The organism is Streptomyces sp. NPDC058864 (assembly GCF_042742985.1).
Taxonomy (GTDB): Bacteria; Actinomycetota; Actinomycetes; order Streptomycetales; family Streptomycetaceae; genus Actinacidiphila.
In genome coordinates this window covers 1-1,639 of the sequence record NZ_JBHYMQ010000159.1, presented here as the reverse complement: position 1 = coordinate 1,639, position 1,639 = coordinate 1, and the positions used below count along the sequence as shown (strand labels likewise).

Sequence of the window (1,639 nt, the reverse complement as noted above, 5' to 3'; positions counted from 1 at the left end):
GCTCCATGCCGGTCTTTTCTTTTACATCTTGCATAAACTGCTCAATATGATCGGAAAACGATGTTTTCCAGTCAGGGTCTTTCATGATCTCCATCATCTGATCTCTTGAAAATGACAAAACCCCATCCATGAATGTATTGGCGGTTTTTTGTATTTTCTTATTTTTAATACCTTCTACTTGATTAAAAACGTCCTTATATCGATCATAGATGTTATAGCCACAACCAAAATTATCTTTGGCGAATTCGACTATTTGGTTGGTATTTTTGGCAAAGGCACGTTGAACGTGTCCTATCTCACCAGACGCATTTGAATTTTTATAATACTTGGCATTGAATGAAACGAAATTTTTCATGGTGCGATATCATTGTTATATGATCATGTTGTAACATTTATTTTCAGATAATCAAGTGCTTATAAAGCACTACTTGTGCTTTAAAGCAACTTGGTGCTTTATAAAGCCTTTAAATGCCTCTATTTTATTCCTTGATACATCACATTCCGAAGGAGTGTTTTAGCCCATTAAAGCACTCTACGAGTGCATGGGCCTCGCTACGCGAGGAAGATCAACAGCAAGATCAAGATCAAGATCTACAACAGGTCAAAAGCTTACAATCAAAATCGGCAATGTCTTACATAAACCGTTCCGGTTTATTCCAGAGGCTGTCTGTTTTTAAAAGCTGCGTTGCCCTTGCTTTTATCACCAGAACAGCACCGGCAACGGTGCCATTACACCCCTGAACATTTCCCTCCAGGGAATGTGGGGGTGTGCTGTCAGTCCCCGAAAATCAAAAGCGGGTTGGACAGTGACGATGGTGATCCATCGATCCCATTCCACCCTAGAAGCTCCTGATAGCCCATTAGCGAGCCGATTAAGGTCGTTTGACATGGTTGGCCGGCTTTTTGGCCAAGCGTGTCAAATGGCCCAACAACGAACGCAGTGAGGCGTTAGGCTCGATTGCAGCACATAGATCCGACGGAGCTACCGCATTTACAGGACGCCAGCCCATTCGGGCGATGGCTTTCCCCAGTGCTCTCGCTCTGTTGATCTCATGGTTTGCCGTCGTCCTACGGCCTAGGCCACCCACTCAATCACCATAACGAGGCTTGTGGAACCTGCTTCGCGTTGCGGTAGATCCGTCCTATCCGAATGCAATCTAACGGGCTGAAAATGCCCTTATTTTTGATTGCTATAACGAAGGTCAAAAGAGGGTAATACAAGATATAAGATACTGGGAACCACGTATTCCGTGGCTTTCAGCCAATTTTTATACTCTGTGGAGGTAAGTTTTATACTCTGTGGAGGTAAGTTTTATACTCTGTGGGGGTATGAAATGAGTGTAAAAAAAAGTATACCCTCGCTATTTCAAGGCTCTAAATTGTACTTTTTTAAAAGTAAGTTCGTTACCGTGTGGGGGTATGCTTTGTACTCTTTTAAGGGTATTGACAATACTTTTAAAATGGTATATACTGGGAATAAGCAACTATTTATAGGAACATATTATGTCTTCTAAAAGACCTACAAAAAACCATATATACACACATGAAACACATGCAGTAAATAACGAAACCGGCGAAGTTATTTCATCATCAAAAGAAACTATTATTCAGTTTCCTGCTGAACCTGAATATATAAAGC

General features: G+C 41.4%; 1 protein-coding gene. It reads right to left on the bottom strand.

The genetic code is table 11. The annotated features are described in order from the left end of the window. A partial coding sequence (locus ACFW3D_RS42110; protein ID WP_500513785.1) for a hypothetical protein occupies window positions 1-355 on the bottom strand: 355 nt, incomplete at its 3' end. Window positions 356-1,639 lie beyond the last annotated feature (1,284 nt).